The sequence below is a fragment of the Cutibacterium nasicola genome (genome assembly GCF_051303185.1).
Lineage (GTDB): Bacteria > Actinomycetota > Actinomycetes > Propionibacteriales > Propionibacteriaceae > Cutibacterium.
Map to the genome: position 1 here is coordinate 280,101 of NZ_JBPPGE010000004.1, position 16,833 is coordinate 296,933.

General features: G+C 63.3%; 11 protein-coding genes. 3 read left to right on the forward strand and 8 right to left on the reverse strand.

What is annotated here, in order from left to right; translation table 11 throughout:
- The first annotated feature begins 116 nt into the window (after positions 1-116).
- From ACSJJT_RS08740 to ACSJJT_RS08750, 3 genes are all read left to right on the forward strand, one after another.
- Positions 117-1,829, forward strand: coding sequence for a glutamine--tRNA ligase/YqeY domain fusion protein (locus ACSJJT_RS08740; protein ID WP_435917932.1), 1,713 nt, complete (start codon positions 117-119; stop codon positions 1,827-1,829).
- Between the two features lie 102 nt (positions 1,830-1,931).
- Complete coding sequence (locus ACSJJT_RS08745; protein ID WP_435917933.1) at positions 1,932-3,899, forward strand: bifunctional metallophosphatase/5'-nucleotidase; 1,968 nt, start codon at positions 1,932-1,934, stop codon at positions 3,897-3,899.
- 187 nt (positions 3,900-4,086) lie between these two features.
- Positions 4,087-5,748: an alpha/beta hydrolase gene (locus tag ACSJJT_RS08750; protein WP_435917934.1), complete on the forward strand. Its 1,662-nt coding sequence runs from the start codon at positions 4,087-4,089 to the stop codon at positions 5,746-5,748.
- Between the two features lie 183 nt (positions 5,749-5,931).
- Here ACSJJT_RS08750 and tuf read toward each other — a convergent pair whose 3' ends face one another.
- From tuf to ACSJJT_RS08790, 8 genes are all read right to left on the reverse strand, one after another.
- Positions 5,932-7,125 carry an elongation factor Tu gene (gene tuf / locus ACSJJT_RS08755; protein ID WP_435917935.1) on the reverse strand — a complete coding sequence of 398 codons (1,194 nt, stop codon included), beginning with the start codon at positions 7,123-7,125 and terminating at the stop codon, positions 5,932-5,934.
- A 176-nt stretch (positions 7,126-7,301) separates the two neighbouring features.
- Positions 7,302-7,829: a hypothetical protein gene (locus ACSJJT_RS08760; RefSeq protein ID WP_435917936.1), complete on the reverse strand. Its 528-nt coding sequence runs from the start codon at positions 7,827-7,829 to the stop codon at positions 7,302-7,304.
- A 113-nt stretch (positions 7,830-7,942) separates the two neighbouring features.
- Positions 7,943-8,440 (reverse strand): hypothetical protein, encoded by a 498-nt coding sequence (locus ACSJJT_RS08765; protein ID WP_435917937.1) that lies wholly within the window; start codon positions 8,438-8,440, stop codon positions 7,943-7,945.
- Positions 8,441-8,689: 249 nt separating this feature from the next.
- A complete protein-coding gene (gene fusA, locus ACSJJT_RS08770) occupies positions 8,690-10,783 on the reverse strand; it encodes an elongation factor G (RefSeq protein ID WP_435917938.1) in 2,094 nt (697 codons plus the stop codon).
- Between the two features lie 133 nt (positions 10,784-10,916).
- Entirely contained in the window at positions 10,917-11,387 is a 471-nt protein-coding gene (gene rpsG, locus ACSJJT_RS08775) for a 30S ribosomal protein S7 (protein ID WP_435917939.1), read from the reverse strand.
- A 3-nt stretch (positions 11,388-11,390) separates the two neighbouring features.
- Positions 11,391-11,762, reverse strand: a complete 372-nt coding sequence (rpsL, locus tag ACSJJT_RS08780) for a 30S ribosomal protein S12 (protein ID WP_002514884.1) — start codon at positions 11,760-11,762, stop codon at positions 11,391-11,393.
- Positions 11,763-12,088: 326 nt separating this feature from the next.
- A complete protein-coding gene (locus tag ACSJJT_RS12200; protein ID WP_500861879.1) occupies positions 12,089-12,637 on the reverse strand; it encodes a hypothetical protein in 549 nt (182 codons plus the stop codon).
- Positions 12,638-12,950: 313 nt separating this feature from the next.
- On the reverse strand, positions 12,951-16,832 hold the full coding sequence (locus ACSJJT_RS08790) for a DNA-directed RNA polymerase subunit beta' (RefSeq protein WP_435917940.1): 3,882 nt from the start codon (positions 16,830-16,832) through the stop codon (positions 12,951-12,953).
- Position 16,833 lies beyond the last annotated feature (1 nt).

A 16,833-nucleotide genomic window follows, 5' to 3' on the forward strand; every position in this document is an offset into this window, starting at 1 on the left:
GACGTGGGGATCTCCGGTGGGCGAAGGAGCGACGCGCGTGCGCGCGGGATGCAAGTCAGTCATGATACCTCGGAGTCTATCGGGAAGTACCGACAGACTCCGGTAAGGTTCCCGCCATGGCAGAACCCACTGGAACCCCGGCTCCCGGCACCCGAGCCGAGTCCGGCTCGGACTTCATTCGTCAGGTCGTTCGCGCGGACAACGAACAGGGCACCTACGGAGGACGGGTCCAGACCCGGTTCCCACCCGAGCCCAACGGTTACCTGCACATTGGCCACGCCAAGGCCATCGTCACCGACTTCGGCGTCGCCGAGGACTTCGACGGCATCTGCAACCTTCGTCTGGACGACACCAACCCCGGCACCGAGGAGGTTGAGTACGTCCAGTCGATCATCGAGGACATCGAATGGCTCGGATACTCCCCCGCCCGGGTCGTTCACGCCTCCAGCTACTTCGACAAGCTCTACGAGTGGGCTCGGTACCTCATCGGCGAGGGCCTGGCCTACGTCGACGACCAGTCCCCCGAGATGATCCGTGAGCAGAAGGGTGGCTACGGCAAGCCCGGTATCAACAGCCCCTACCGCGACCGTCCTGCCGAGGAGTCCCTCGACCTGCTCGAGCGAATGCGCAACGGTGAGTTCCCGGACGAGTCCCGCTGCCTGCGCGCCAAGATCGACATGCAGGCCGAGAACATGTGGCTGCGCGACCCCGTCATGTACCGCATTCGCCACCAGGCCCACCACTCGACCGGCGCCAGGTGGTGCATCTACCCCACCTATGACTGGGCCCACGGCCAGTCCGATGCCATCGAAGGTGTGACTCATTCGCTGTGCTCCCTGGAATTCAACAGCCACCGCCCCCTCTACGACTGGTTCCTCGCCCACGTACCGCTCGACGGCCCGGCCCCCAAACAGCGCGAATTCGCCCGCCTCGAGCTGACCCACACCATCACCTCGAAGCGTCGTCTCAAGTCCCTGGTGACCGACGGTGTCGTTGATGGTTGGGACGACCCCCGCATGCCCACCCTGCGCGGCATGCGTCGTCGTGGCTACCCGGCTGCCGCCATCCGCGCCTTCTGCCAGGCCGTCGGCACCACCAAGAACAACTCCGTCAAGGCCATTGAGGAGTTCGAGTCCTTCGTACGCCGCGAGCTCAACGCGACCGCGCAGCGCCGCATGGCTGTCCTGCACCCCCTCAAGCTGGTGCTCGACGGCTGGCCTACCGACGAGAACGGCAACCCGGTCGTTGAGTGGTTCCAGCTCGTCAACAACCCGGAGAACCCCGACGACGGAACCCGTCACGTCCCCTTCACCGGTGAGCTGTGGATCGAGGCCGACGACTTCCGCGAGGACCCGCCCCGCAAGTTCTTCCGCCTCTCTCCCGGACGCGAGGTTCGTCTGCGTGGCGCTTACCTGGTGACGGCCACTCACGTCGTCACCAACCCCGACGGCGCCATCGCCGAGGTTCACGCCAGCTACGACCCGCAGTCCCGCGGCGGGACCGCCCCCGACGGTCGCAAGGTGAAATCGACGATGCACTGGGTCTCAGCTGCCCACGCCGTGCCGGTGACCGCCAACCTCTACGACCGTCTCTTCACCGCGGCGATTCCAGGTTCCGAGAGCGGCGAGGCCCTCGACGACCTCAACCCGGATTCGCGCCAGACCCTCACCACCGTGATGGCTGAGCCAGCCCTGGCAGATGTCGTCCCTGGCGAGGTCGTTCAGTTCGAGAGGCTGGGGTATTTCGCGGCAGACCAGGACACCACGGTGTTCCACCGCACCGTTGGTCTTCGTGACGAATGGGCCCAGCTGCAGAAACGTCAGGGCTGACGACGCGATGTTGACCGTAGCAATCCATCACATTGTCACCCGTCTGTCACTTCTTTCGGCAAGGATGGTGCCACTTCCCATCTCGTTGAAAGGACATCCTCGGTGCATGACAACCCACGTGGTACCAACCTGTCGCGTCGCGCCGTGCTGACCGGCACCCTCGGGGCAGGGCTTGCGATGACCGCTGTCGGAAATTCCTTCGCGTCGCCGTCGACGTCGTCCGCTCCGCAGGCATCGGGCTCCGCTGTCGGCGCCGCAGCGCTGACGGTGCTGGCCACCACGGACATCCACGGTCACGTCTTCGACTGGGACTACTTCGCTGACGCCCCCTACCCGCCGTCGCACAAGGCGCGCTCCTCGGCTCCGTTGGGTGTGAGTCGAGTGGCCACCATCGTCAAGAAGGTCCGTGCTGAAAGGGGCGCCGACTCCGTCGTCATGCTCGACAACGGCGACACCATTCAGGGCACCCCGCTGACCTACCTCTCGGCCAGGCAGCCTGAAAAACTCGGTCCCACCGAGGTCATGGCTCGGGCGTACAATCTCGTCGGCTACGACGCCGCCAACATCGGCAACCATGAGTTCAACTACGGACTCAAGGAGCTCAACCGTTACAAGAGTGACCTCAAGGCTCCCCTGCTGTGCGCCAACGTCATCGACCTCAAGACCGGCAAGCCGCTCACCCAGGGCACCCTCATGCTCACCAAGACCGTTGACGGCCGCCAGGTCAAGGTCGGCGTCGTCGCCGTCACGACCCCTGGATCGATGGTCTGGGACAAGGCGAATCTGACCGACAGGGTCGACATCGCCGATCCGGTGAAGACGGCTGCCACATATTCGGTCAAACTACGCAAGGACGGAGCCGACGTCATCGTCGTCCTCATCCACGCCGGGCTCTCTGAAGACCAAGCCACCCCGATCCACAAGGGTCTGCCGGAGAACGACGCCACCGTCCTGGCCAAGTCCGTTCCCGAGGTCGACGTCGTCGTCATCGGTCACACGCACCAGGACGACCCGGTCGAGATCGTCAATGGCGTCTCGGGTCACAAGGTCGTCATCACCCAGCCCGACTACTGGGCCCGTTCGGTGTCCCAGGTGACGATCCCGCTGGACTTCTCCACCGGCAAGGCCTGCGTGCTCCACGACCAGGTTGCCGTCAAGCCGCGCTACACCCGCGACGTCGAGGAGGACAAGGAGTTCGCGTCCGACGCCGAGTTGTACGCTGACCACCAAGCCACCGTCGAATACGTCAACTCGGTCGTCGCCACCTCGACGACGAAGCTCACGACCGAACGCTCGATGGTTGAGGACACCCCAATCCTCGACTTCATCGGCAAGGTCGAGGCCGACACCGTCGCCAAGGCCATCACGGGTGGCACATATGGCGGCATCCCGGTCATCGCCCAGGTGTCGCCATTCTCCCGTACCGCCGCCTTCCCGAAGGGTGACGTCAAGATCAAGGACATTGCCGGCCTGTACGTCTTCGACAACACGCTGGCGAGCATCCTCCTCACCGGTAAGCAGCTCAAGGACTACCTGGAGTACTCCGCAAAGTACTTCAAGCGGGTCAAGAAGGGCGCCACCGTCAACCCGGCTCCGGCCAGTGAGGGCGGCGACACCCAGGCTGACTACCAGGGCAAGCCGGTGTGGGACTACAACTACGACGTCGTCACGGGTGTCAAGTACTCCATCGACATCTCACAACCGATCGGCAAGCGCATCCTGGGTCTGTCATGGCAGGGCGAGCCGGTCACCGACGAGCAGAAGTTCGTCCTGGCCATCAACAACTACCGCGTGAGCGGTGGCGGCACTTACCCGCACGTCGCGCAAGCCCCGGTCGTCTGGAACGAGATCCTCGAGATCCGTCAGCTGCTCATCGACACCGCCTCGACGATGAAGAGCATCGACCCGAAGGACTTCTTCGATCTCAACTGGTTCATCACCACGACCGGACAGACCTGGCCGACCAGCGGTAAGCCGGGTAGCACGTCTGGCAAGGACGTGGACCCCGGTGAGGGGTCCCAGCCCAGTTCCGGCGATAGCCCCACCACTTTGCCGAGCACTGGCCTCTGATGAGACCACAACTGGGCCTCGGCCCGCCCAGGAGTGGCGGGCCGAGGCCCTTACTGTCCCCACGACGTGGAAGAGTGTGCTGTGGCACTGACACTGAAAGGACACAGCGCTGACAACCCACATCGTTCCACGGGATCCAAAGCATGGACTCCCGGCTCAGCTGACCAACCGACGTTGGCCGGCGAGGGTGCTGCGCCGTGCCAGTGTTGCTGGCCTCGTCTTCGCTCTGTTCGGCCTCTGGACGGCTCTTACACCATCTCTGGTTCCCCGGACCTGGTGGATGGTGGCCATCAACGTCTGGCTGTCGACCCTTCTCGCCTACGGTGTCGGCGGACTCATTGGGCGGATCTCTCGGTGGCTGGCCGAGATCACACGGTTGCAGGTGACGGTCTCGACGAATGCCGTACGTGGCATCCGGCGTAGTTGGTACGCCATCCTCGCCCTCATCTCGCTGTGGATGTTCGTGTGGTGCACACGCCAGCAGAAGATCGTCTCCGAGGCAGTTGGGTTACCTCGAAAGGTCTGGGTCGCACAGACCGTCGGCGTCTTCACCGGTCTCATCCTGTTCGCCGCGACCGTACTGCTCATCCGTCTCATCGCTCAGGGCATCCGAAGTCTGTACACCGGAGTGCACCGTTTCATCGCCCAGCCCGTGCTCGCGATTGTCGTCGTGGTGCTGAGCGTCTCTGTCCTGCTGTGGGCGACGAACAACGTCATTGTCAGGACGACGGCCAATGCCGTGGCCCACGTCATGGCTGAGACCAATGCGCAGACAGCGGCCGGACGGAAACCCCCGACGTCACCCCTTCGGTCTGGATCCCCCGCCTCACTTCAAACCTGGGACAGCTTGGGTCGGGAAGGCAAGGATGTCGTCGCCAACGGCCCTGATGCCTCCATGATCGAGAAGATCACCGGCCAGCCGGCCAAGGAGCCAATCCGCGTCTACGCCGGACTCAATTCCCGTCGCGACTACATTGCAGAAGCGAATGGCGTGCTCGCCGAGCTCATCCGTACTGACGCCTTCAATCGCAAGGTGCTCGTCGTCCAGAACGGCACCGGGTCGGGCTGGATCGAGGAGTGGTCGGTGTCGGCGGTGGAGTATCTGACCGGTGGCGACTGCGCAACGGCGACGATGCAGTACTCGTACCTGGGCAGTGTCGGGGCCTTCCTCCTGGACCGCGAATCGCCCAAAGAAGGCGCCCAGGCCCTGTTCAACGTCATCCATGACTACTGGGCCACCCTGGACCCGCACACTCGCCCGAAGCTCTACACGAGCGGGGTGTCGCTGGGGTCCTACGGTGGTCAGTCGGCCTTTACGTCCATTGACGAGATGATCTCCAAGGTGGACGGTGCGGTGTGGGTCGGGACGCCCGGGTTCACGCCGATCTGGAAGGGCTTGGAGGCGAACCGACGAGAGGGTTCCCCCGCCATCGTCCCCGTGATCGACAATGGCCGAATCGTGAGGTTCATGGGCAACCCGGGCGAGGTCCACCACGATCACTGGGGAGCCGCCTATCCCCCGTGGTCAGCGCACACGCGTATCGCCTATGTACAGCACCCGTCCGATCCGGTGACGTGGTGGTCCCCCGAGATGATCTGGTCAGAACCCGACTGGATGCGCGAGCGCGCTGGCAACGACGTCAATCCTCACATTCACTGGACCCCATGGTCGAGTTTCTGGCAGGTCACGGCCGACATGGCTTTGTCGACGACCCCGCCCGGCGGACACGGGCACAACTACCACAGCGAGCTCATCCCCGTGTGGTCGGCAGTCCTCGGCATTCATTGCGATCGTCACACCATGGATGCCATCGCGAAGGTGATCCCCGAGACGTCGGCTCCTGGGTGATCGCCGGCCCCTCTCGGCCAGGCGCGGAAGTCGTGTCTTGTGACCGGTGTCAGGAACAGGCGGCATGAGGCCAGTTGCCCCAGATGCAGGCCACGTCTTGCCCGGTCCCTTCCGTCCCACCCGGATGTGCGACGAGGCCCGTCCCCACGTGGGGACGGGCCTCGTCGAAAAGCTCAGATCACATCACTTGATGATCTTGGTGACACGACCGGCACCAACGGTGCGGCCACCCTCACGGATGGCGAACTTGAGCCGCTCCTCCATGGCGACCGGGTGGATCAGGTGGACAGTCATGTCAGTGTTGTCACCAGGCATGACCATCTCGGTGCCCTCGGGGAGCTCAACAGTGCCAGTCACGTCCGTGGTACGGAAGAAGAACTGGGGGCTGTAGTGCGAGAAGAATGGCTTGTGACGGCCACCCTCGTCCTTCTTCAGGACGTAAACCTGGCCCTCGAAGTCGGTGTGCGGAGTGGTGGAACCGGGCTTGCAGAGGACCATGCCGCGAACGACGTCCTCCTTCTTGGTGCCACGGAGCAGAACACCGACGTTCTCACCAGCGCGACCCTCGTCGAGGATCTTGCGGAACATCTCAACACCGGTGACGGTGGTCTTCTGGGTCTTCTCGTGGATACCGACAATCTCGACCTCCTCGCCGGGCTTGACGACGCCACGCTCAACACGACCGGTGACAACGGTGCCACGACCAGTGATGGTGAAGACGTCCTCGATCGGCATGAGGAAGGGCTTGTCGAGGTCTCGCTCGGGAGCCGGGATGTACTCGTCAACGGCGTCCATGAGGTCGAGGATGGACTGGGTCCACTTCTCGTCACCCTGGAGGGCCTGGAAGGCGGAGATGCGGACAACGGGACAGTTGTCACCGTCGAACTCCTGCGAGGTCAGCAGCTCGCGAACCTCCATCTCGACGAGCTCAATGAGCTCCTCGTCGTCAACCATGTCGCACTTGTTGAGGGCAACGACGATGGCCGGCACACCCACCTGGCGGGCGAGGAGGACGTGCTCGCGAGTCTGGGGCATCGGGCCGTCAGTGGCGGCAACCACGAGGATGGCGCCGTCCATCTGGGCAGCACCGGTGATCATGTTCTTGACGTAGTCAGCGTGACCGGGGCAGTCAACGTGAGCGTAGTGACGCTTCTCGGTCTGGTACTCGACGTGAGCGATCGAGATCGTGATGCCGCGCTGACGCTCCTCGGGAGCCTTGTCGATCTGGTCGAACGGCGACTCCTCGTTCAGCTCCGGGTACTTGTCGTGCAGCACCTTGGAGATCGCCGCGGTGAGGGTCGTCTTGCCGTGGTCGATGTGTCCGATGGTGCCGATGTTGCAGTGCGGCTTGGTCCGCTCGAACTTGGCCTTTGCCACTGGGGCTCCTTCTGGAATGTCGCCCGCTTGTGCACGGGACGCGTCATGTGGATATTCCTGGGAGGTTCCCAGGAACGTTTCTGGACGGGCCCCCGACCAGAGGTCAGGGAACTTGTCCTATCGTTCTACACCTGCCCGCGATAGTCAAACCCACGCGAGCACGTACGCAATTCTTCTCAACCACCCCCAGGATGACGGTACGTCGAGCCATGCAGGCCGACGCGCCGTCGGGAACCCTCAGTTGCCGTCCGGCCCATTCCACCGACCGATGTCAGCCTGAGGCGGGTTCGCCGCCGGTGGTGGATTACCCTGCCACCGTTGACCACTGGCGCCCGGCCAGCCAGGAGGATTCGGGCATCCCTGTTGACCAGGAGCACCACGCCCCAGGCGATGAGTGGGGCCAGCTTCCAGGTACTCGCCGCTGCCTTGAACTCACTGCTGTCGGAATCCTGCGGTTTCCAGATCTGTTCCTTGTGGCCATTCGCAGAACTGCCGTGGCTCAACGCAACCCTGTAGGCCGCGTTACCGGGAACGATGTCCAGCGAGGACACCTCTCCCTGAGGATCGACCGTCGTGGTCACGGCGCTGCTCTTGGTGTCGATGGCATCCTTCTTGCGCGTGCAGATGGCTGAACACGTCGGCTTCGCCGTCAGCTTCACCGGCACACCGAGACTGGGATGGTCGGAACTGCTGTCCGCGTCCATCGGATGAGCGTCGTCGGTTGTCAGCTTGATGTCGCTCGAACTATTCCCAGGGCCTGGGCCACCCTCTTGTTGAGGGTATTCACATCCGTAGGGTCGACGGTGATCTTCTTGACCTACGCATCGCGGCTTCCACTGTCGCGCAGTCTTTCTGGAAGGTGGCTAGAGGCAAAGTCCTCATTGCCCACCACGCCTTGAACGAGGGGGGTGTTGATCTTCTGGACGTCAGAGTGTGGATCCTCGTGCGAGGAGCCAACGGTCAGGGCACGCACCTTCGCGAGATAGTCGTCATAAGTGGAGAAGTCCAGTTCAAAGGTCGCCGTCATCGTCTTGCCACTGACATTGAGTCCCTTGAACGTCAGCTGCGAGGGAAGGTGCTTCTTGATGCTCTTCTCGATCCGATCAGGGCTGATGGCGAACACCTTCTTGGCTTCGTCCGTGTCGTCATTGGTATACGTCGCGGTCATCACCCGCGCTCCCGAGCCATCGTCCTTGACGCCCAACTTCGTAGTGACAACGGCACCGCACCCCGACAGCACAGAAGCGGCCATGGCACACAGCACAGCAATACCGCGGCGCAGCGCGGATGCCGTCGCCGATCCTTCCCGAATCATCCATTCTGACCTTCCCGTTGTCACATGGGCATCCATGACGGTGTCCCCGTCTGCCTCACATCACCACGATGGCGATCGGGTTCGCGACGGCGACCAGCGCACCGTGTCTGCACCTGATTTCGGTGAGGGCACTAATCTGTTTCCGCTCAGGTGATCGTCAGTCCGAAATGTGACGCCGCCGACGACAATTCGGCCCGGCACCGCAGATGCGGGACCGGGCCGAATTGTCAGTCAGTTACGACCGTGGGCTCACTTGCCCCCGTTGGCCTTGGCGATGATCTCATCAGCAACGGTGGACGGGCACTCGCCGTAGGAGTCGAACTCCATCGAGTAGGTAGCCTGCCCGGAGGTCTTCGAACGCAGATCACCGACGTATCCGAACATCTCGGACAGCGGGACCAAGGCGCGCACGACCTTGTTTCCGTGCTCCTCGACCATTTCCTGAATCTGGCCACGACGGGAGTTGAGGTCACCGATGACAGTACCGAGGTAGTCCTCGGGGGTGGTCACCTCGACGGCCATCAACGGCTCGAGCAGACCCGGGTTGGCCTTACGAGCAGCCTCCTTGAAGGCCATCGATCCGGCGATCTTGAAGGCCATCTCGGAGGAGTCGACCTCGTGGTAGGCGCCATCGAGCAGGGTGACCTTGACGTCCTCAACCGGGTAGCCGGCGAGAACACCGAACTGCATGGACTCCTGGATACCGGCGTCGACCGAGGGGATGTACTCCTTGGGGATGCGACCGCCAGTGACGGCATTGACGAACTCGTAGCCGAAGCCGGGCCTCTGAGGCTCGATCGCGATGATGACACGAGCGAACTGGCCAGAACCACCGGTCTGCTTCTTGTGTGTGTACTCGTACTTCTCGACCGGCTTGCGTAGGGTCTCGCGGTAGGCGACCTGCGGCTTGCCGATGTTGGCCTCGACGTGGAACTCACGCTTCATGCGGTCGATGAAGACGTCCAGGTGGAGCTCACCCATGCCGGCGACGATGGTCTGGCCGGTTTCCTCGTCGGTGTGGACGCGGAAGGTCGGATCCTCCTCGACGAGACGCTGAATGGCGTTCGACAGCTTCTCCTGGTCGGCCTTCGACTTCGGCTCGATGGCCTGTTCGATCACGGGGGCCGGGAAGGTCATTGACTCGAGGATGACCGGGTTGTTCGGGTCGCAGAGGGTCTCACCAGTGGTGGTGTCCTTCAGGCCCATGACGGCGCAGATCATGCCTGCGCCGATGCTCTCGATCTCTTCGCGCTTGTTGGCGTGCATCTGGTAGATCTTGCCGATGCGCTCCTTCTTGCCCTTGGTAGCATTGAGCACCTGACCACCAGCGTGCAGGACGCCGGAGTAGACGCGCACGAAGGTCAGCTTGCCCAGGTGCGGGTCGGAGGCAATCTTGAAGGCCAAGATCGACAGCGGCTCCTCGTCGGAGGGGCGCCGCTGGAGCTCGACGGACTCGTCACCGGGCTTGAAGCCGGAAATGGCCGGGACGTCGAGCGGGGACGGCAAGTAGTCGACGATGGCGTCGAGCAGCGGCTGCACACCCTTGTTCTTGAACGAGGTGCCACAGGTGACGGCGGTGAAGGCGGAAGCCAGCACACCGCGTCGAATGGCAGCCTTGAGCTGATCAACGGTCACCGAGTCCGGATCCTCGAGGTAGAGCTCCATGAACTCCTCGTCGTTCTCGGCGACGGTCTCGAGCATATCGGCGCGGGCGGCCTCGACCTCATCCTTCATGTCGGCCGGGATGTCCTCGGTCTCGTAGTGAGCGCCGAGCTCGGTCTCGCCACGCCAAGTCTTGGCATTCATCTCGACGAGGTCAACGATCCCCACGAACTTGTCCTCGGCACCGATCGGCAGCTGCAGCAGAACCGGAATGGCGTGCAGGCGGTCCTTGATGGTCTGCACGGCGTGATCGAAGTCGGCACCGGTGCGGTCAAGCTTGTTGACGTAGCAGATACGCGGCACGCCGTACTTGGCGGCCTGACGCCACACGGTCATCGACTGCGGCTCGACACCGGCCACACCGTCGAAGACGGCGACGGCACCGTCGAGAACACGCAGGGAACGCTCCACCTCGACGGTGAAGTCCACGTGTCCGGGGGTGTCGATGATGTTGATCTGGGTGTCGTGCCAGAAGGTGGTGGTGGCAGCCGACGTGATGGTGATACCACGCTCCTGCTCCTGCTCCATCCAGTCCATGGTGGCGTTGCCCTCGTGGGTCTCACCAATCTTGTAGGACTTACCGGTGTAGTAGAGGATGCGCTCAGTCGTCGTCGTCTTGCCGGCATCGATGTGGGCCATGATGCCGATGTTGCGAACCTTGCTCAGGTCAATTTTGGCCACTGTTCTTGACCTCGAATCTTGGAGTTAGTGGTCTTCGTATGATGCTCGACGCAGATGAACCTGCGGTGAACCGCGAGGTTTTCTGGGCTGGACGTGATGGTGCCCCCTTCCTGACAGGAAGGGGGCCCGACAATTACCAGCGGTAGTGGGCGAAGGCGCGGTTGGCCTCAGCCATCTTGTGGGTGTCCTCACGGCGCTTCACGGAAGCACCGAGACCGTTGGAGGCGTCAAGGATCTCGTTCATGAGACGCTCAGCCATGGTCTTTTCACGACGCTCACGGGAGAAGGCCACCAGCCAACGCAAGGCCAAGGTGGTCTGGCGAGCGGGCTTGACCTCGACCGGCACCTGGTAGGTGGCACCGCCGACGCGACGGGACTTCACCTCCAAGGAGGGCTTGATGTTGTCGAGCGCGCGCTTGAGGGTCTGCACCGGATCCGTGTTGGTCTTGGCGCGGCAACCCTCAAGGGCGGTGTAAACGATGTTCTGGGCGACAGTCTTCTTGCCGTCGAGAAGGATCTTGCTCACGAGTTGGGAGACGAGAGGAGATCCGTAGACGGGATCGACCATCACTGGACGCTTCGGCGCGGGTCCCTTACGAGGCATGGATCACTTCTCCTTCTTGGCACCGTAGCGGCTACGGGCCTGCTTGCGGCCCTTGACACCCTGGGTGTCGAGGGAGCCGCGGACGATCTTGTAACGCACACCCGGGAGGTCCTTCACACGACCGCCACGCACGAGCACCATCGAGTGCTCCTGGAGGTTGTGTCCGACACCGGGGATGTAGGCCGTGACCTCGATGCCCGACGACAGGCGCACACGGGCAACCTTTCGCAGAGCCGAGTTCGGCTTCTTCGGCGTCGTGGTGTACACGCGGGTGCACACGCCACGACGCTGCGGCGAGCCCTTGAGGGCAGGCGTCTTGTTCTTGCTGATCTTGTCAGTGCGGCCCTTGCGGACCAGCTGCTGGATTGTAGGCACCGGCTGGTATCTCTTTCCGTCTGGTGGGTTCGGAATTCCCTGGCTTCGCACTTCTCCATCGCTGCGTCGGGATCACCGCTGCCCCTCGCTGCAGATTGGAAGTGCCGTGCGAACTCCGCACGGGCGGACCTTCTCGCAGCAACTCGAGTGGTCGTGTGTCGCCATGCCAGGGCACGCACAAGTGCCCGGTTGATCCGGACACGCGCTAACAGCGTATCCCCCGGGTTGCAGAGGGTCAAACTCGCCGTCGCTGCGACGAGGTGCGTCGAAAAGGCATCGCGACAGTCCCGTGGAGCTCAACTCCACGGGTCACCGTCAGCTGTTCCTCAGACGCCCGTACGAGGAAGCGCCACCGGACGGGAGGCAGGAGCACCCATGTCACCCGCAGCCAGGAAGTTGCCATGGCTCTTGCCGTTGACCTGCCCCTTGATCGTTCCGTTGACGTGAATGTCACCCGAGGCGTGCAGGGAGGGGAACACGATCGGCGGGATGCTCACCACCCCACCTTCAATCTTCGGCAGGACGATGGGCCGCCCACTGACATCGGGAAGGGTGATGGTGCCACCGTTGATGTCGGGGAGGGTGATCGTCCCACCCTTGATGGTCGGCAGTACGATGGGGCCGGCACTGATGTTCGGAAGGTGGATGGTGCCGCCGTGAACCTCCGGGGGCACGATAACGCGACGGTGAGGCGACCGGCTGACGCCGACACTCACATGCACCGATGCACGATGAGTCGGGCGGGCGTCTGCAGTCGCTCGGGACGTCGGAGTGGGAACGGGTGCGCTCTGCGCATGAGCACTGGTGGCGGCCGACACGGCGCCAGCCATTCCCAGACACGCCACGACGGCACCTGCGACAACTGCGCGCTTCATTCCTTCATCCCCTAACGATACCAGCGGTATTCATACTCGGACAAGTTTACGACACGGGTGGGACAGCCAACAATTCGGCAACGTCCCTGGCCTTGAGAACAGGGGCGAGTCCAGCGCCCACGATGGACACGGGGCTCATACTTCTTGGTGCTTGCCTCACTCCTTGGTACTTGCGTCGCGGATCAAGGACGCCACCAGCTCGTCATACCGACCAGGGGCACTCCACCCTTTTCAGCCCCGACGACACACCCGAGACGACGAGAGCGGGGCGACACCGTTTTCGGCACCGCCCCGCTCCCAAGGGTCAGTCAGATCAGGCCATCGGACCCAGGTCCAAGTCGTCCAACGGAACAGCCGCACCCGACCCCGAACCGAAGTCGTAGTCGAACGGGTCGTAGTTCATCGTGAACGCAGCAGCCTTGGCCTCCGCGGTCGGCTCCACCCGCATGTTGCGGTACACCTCCAGGCCGGTACCAGCCGGGATGAGCTTACCGAGGATGACGTTCTCCTTGAGGCCGACCAAGGTGTCCGTCTTGCCGTTGATGGCGGCATCAGTGAGCACCTTCGTTGTCTCCTGGAAGGAGGCGGCCGACAGCCAGGACTCGGTGGCCAGCGAAGCCTTCGTGATGCCCATGAGCACCGGACGGCCCTCCGCAGGGCGACCGCCCTCGGCAACAGCCTTACGGTTGGCGTTCTCGTAGGAGTTACGATCCACCAACTCACCCGGCATCATCTGGGTGTCACCGGACTCGATGACGGTGATGCGGCGAAGCATCTGGCGAATGACGATCTCGATGTGCTTCTCGTGGATGCCAGCACCCTGGGTGTTGTAGACCTTCTGGACCTCCTTGACGAGGTACTCCTGCACCCGGCGCACACCGGAGATGCGCAGGACGTCCTGCGGGTCGGCGGTACCACCCATGAGCTGCTCGCCGGCGGCCACCCGCACGCCGTCACGAATGACACGGTGGGTGCCGTCGAGGTCGAACTCGAGACGGGCACGACGCGGTAGCACGTACTCCACGTCCTCCTCGCCGTCGTCACGCACCAGGATGAGCTTACGACGGGTGTCGGACTCATCGATGCGGATGACACCAGCGGCCTCGGCCAGTGGCGACTTGCCCTTCGGGCTACGGGCCTCGAAGAGCTCGACGACACGGGGAAGACCCTGGGTGATGTCATCACCGGCGACACCACCGGTGTGGAAGGTACGCATCGTCAGCTGGGTGCCGGGCTCACCGATCGACTGGGCCGCAATGATGCCCACGGCCTCGCCGACGTCAACCAGGTGACCGGTCGACAGCGAACGTCCGTAGCACCGGGCGCAGCAGCCCTGGGCTGCAGTGCAGGTGAGTACCGACCGCACCTTGATCTGCGAGATGCCGGCGGCGATGAGCTTGGACATCTCCTCGTCGCCGAGATCGGAGTTGGCTTCCACCACGACATTGCCATTGGCGTCGACGGCGTCGGCAGCCAGACAGCGGGCGTACACCGCAGTGTCCAGCCCCTCGGCACGCACCAGGTTGCCGTTGCCGTCATCGACAGCGATGGTCTTGGGCATGCCCCGGGAGGTGCCACAGTCCTCCTCGCGGACGATGACGTCCTGGGACACGTCGACCAGCCGACGAGTCAGGTAACCGGAGTCAGCGGTACGCAGAGCGGTGTCGGCCTGTCCCTTGCGACCACCGTGAGTGGAGATGAAGTACTCCAGAACCGTCAGGCCCTCGCGGAAGTTCGACTTGATCGGGCGAGGAATGATGTCGCCCTTCGGGTCAGCCACCAGGCCACGCATAGCAGCGATCTGACGCATCTGGGTCATGGAACCTCGGGCGCCCGAGTCGACCATCATGTGAATCGGGTTGGTCTGGGTGAAATTGGCCTCCATGGCAGCGGTCAGCTCGGCAGTGGCCTCGGTCCAGATCTGGATGAGGTCCTGACGACGCTCCTCCTCGGTCACGGCGCCGCGATCGTACTCACGGTCGACCTTGGCGGCGCGAGCCTCGTACCCGGCCAGGATCTCCGGCTTGGTCGGCGGGGTCTGGACGTCACCGATGGAGACGGTCACGCCGGACAGCGAACCCCACTTGTAACCGATGTTCTTGAGGTTGTCGAGAACGTGGGCCACCTCGAGCTGGGTCATCCGCTCGCTGAGGTCGTTGACAATCTTGCCAATCTGCTTCTTGCCGACGAGGTAGTCGACGTAGGGGTAGTCGTCCGGCAGCACCTCGTTGAACAGAGCTTGTCCCAGGGTGGTGTCGAGGATGACGGAGCCGTCAGCGCGAACCGTCTCGCCGTGCGGCGGCACGACATCCTTGAGACGCAGCTTGATCTTGGCACCAACCTCGAGCTCCCCGAGATCATGGGCCATGATCGCCTCGGCCAGCGAGGAGAAGGCACGTCCCTCACCCTTGAGGCCGTCAAGGGCCATCGTCAGGTAGTAGGCACCGATGATCATCTCGTGCGAGGGCAGAGCGACCGGGCGACCGTCAGCGGGCTTGAGGATGTTGTTCGTCGACAGCATCAGGACTCGGGCCTCGGCCTGGGCCTCGGGGCTCAGAGGCAGGTGCACGGCCATCTGGTCACCGTCGAAGTCAGCGTTGAAGGCCGAGCAGACGAGCGGGTGAAGCTGGATGGCCTTGCCCTCGATGAGCTGGGGCTCGAAGGCCTGGATACCCAGACGGTGCAGGGTAGGCGCACGGTTCAGCAGAACCGGGTGCTCCTTGATGACCTCCTCGAGGACGTCCCACACCACCGGACGCTGACGCTCGACCATGCGTTTGGCGGACTTGACGTTCTGGGCGTGCTCGAGGTCGGCCAGACGCTTCATGACGAAGGGCTTGAACAGCTCCAGGGCCATGGTCTTGGGCAGACCACACTGATGCATCTTGAGCTGCGGGCCGACGACGATGACGGAACGGCCGGAGTAGTCGACGCGCTTACCGAGCAGGTTCTGACGGAAACGTCCCTGCTTACCCTTGAGCATGTCGGACAGCGACTTGAGCGGACGGTTGCCAGGGCCGCTCACCGGGCGTCCACGGCGGCCGTTGTCGAACAGGGAGTCGACGGCCTCCTGGAGCATGCGCTTCTCGTTGTTGACGATGATCTCCGGGGCACCGAGGTCAACCAGCCTCTTGAGGCGGTTGTTTCGGTTGATGACGCGACGGTAGAGGTCGTTGAGGTCCGAGGTGGCGAAGCGGCCACCGTCGAGCTGCACCATCGGGCGCAGGTCCGGCGGGATGACCGGGACGCAGTCCAGCACCATGCCCTCCGGCGAGTTGCCGGAGTCGAGGAAGGCCTGCACGACCTTGAGGCGCTTGAGGGCACGGGTCTTCTTCTGGCCCCGGCCAGTCTTGATGATGTCGCGCAACTTCTCGGACTCACCAGCCAGGTCGAAGTCACCCAGACGACGCTTGATCGCCTCGGCACCCATCGAACCCTCGAAGTACTTGCCGAAGCGCGACTTCATCTCGCGGTAGAGAATCTCGTCGCCCTCGAGGTCCTGGACCTTGAGGTTCTTGAAGCGGTCCCACACGGCGTCCAGGCGATCGATCTGACGCTGGGCGCGGGTCTCGATGTGCTTGAGCTCCTTCTCGGCGCCGTCCTTGACCTTGCGACGAACGTCAGCCTTGGCCCCGTCAGCCTCGAGCTGGGCCATGTCCTCCTCGAGCTTGACCCGGCGGGCCTCGAGCTCGGAGTCACGGCGCTGCTCCAGGCGCGAGCGCTCGGTCTGCACCTTGGCCTCCAGAGAAGGAAGGTCGCGGTGGCGGGCCTCCTCATCGACGGCGGTGATCATGTACGCCGCGAAGTAGATGACCTTCTCGAGGTCCTTGGGCGCAACGTCGAGCAAGTACCCCAGCCGGGAGGGAACCCCCTTGAAGTACCAGATATGGGTCACCGGGGCCACGAGCTCGATGTGTCCCATGCGCTCACGACGCACGTTGGAACGGGTCACCTCGACGCCACAGCGCTCACAGATGATGCCCTTGAAGCGAACGCGCTTGTACTTGCCGCAGTAACACTCCCAGTCGCGGGTCGGGCCGAAGATCTTCTCACAGAACAGGCCGTCACGCTCGGGTTTGAGGGTGCGGTAGTTGATGGTCTCGGGCTTCTTGACCTCGCCGTGGCTCCACGTACGGATCTGGTCGGCCGTGGCCAGGCCGATCTGCAACCGGTCGTAGTAGTTGGTGTCCAGCACT